At 46.1% G+C, this 577-nt stretch carries 1 protein-coding gene; it reads left to right on the top strand.

The genetic code is table 11. The annotated features are described in order from the left end of the window. The first annotated feature begins 100 nt into the window (after positions 1-100). Entirely contained in the window at positions 101-577 is a 477-nt protein-coding gene (locus RHEIN_RS18795) for a CS1 type fimbrial major subunit (RefSeq protein ID WP_008900565.1), read from the top strand.

Here is a 577-nt window from a genome sequence, read left to right as displayed (position 1 = left end):
ACTTTCAGATTACTCCGATAGGGCAAGGCAGAGGGATGGATTAAATTAGCTCCTGTAACGAGAAGTTAACCAGTTCATTAACCCTTAGGGAATATTAACCATGAAAAAAGCACTATTAATTGCAACCTCTTTGTTTATTGCGGGCCAGGCTGCTGCAACAGAAAGCCGTACAGTAGACATCATAGCTGATGTACCTTCGGATACATTTTATGTTGTCGAGGCACCAGGCTCTGATATTTTCAGCGCAACCCAGACAATGAACTATGATGTTGCGAATCAGACGTTTGCTCCAGTGATGGGTGACATCGTTTTTCAAGCGTCTGCAGGTTCTATCACAGCACAGGTAACGGGAACTCCTAGCCTGGTAGGTAATACTCCAACAAACACAATACCTTTAACTGTGCAGATTGGTACTGTCGCACTGAGTGGCACGGCGGAAGAAATTGCACCGACCTCAAGCGCTGGTGTACCAACAACTGCATCGTTGCGTATTTCTGCGAATACTGGTGGTACTGCACCTGCGGCGGATAGCTACTCTGGTACAGTGAGCCTGGTTTTTGAAAACGTAACACCGTAA

The sequence above is a fragment of the Rheinheimera sp. A13L genome (assembly GCF_000217935.1).
Classification (GTDB): domain Bacteria; phylum Pseudomonadota; class Gammaproteobacteria; order Enterobacterales; family Alteromonadaceae; genus Pararheinheimera.
Note: the sequence above shows the minus strand (reverse complement) of the source record. Positions and strands in the feature narration are given on the sequence as shown.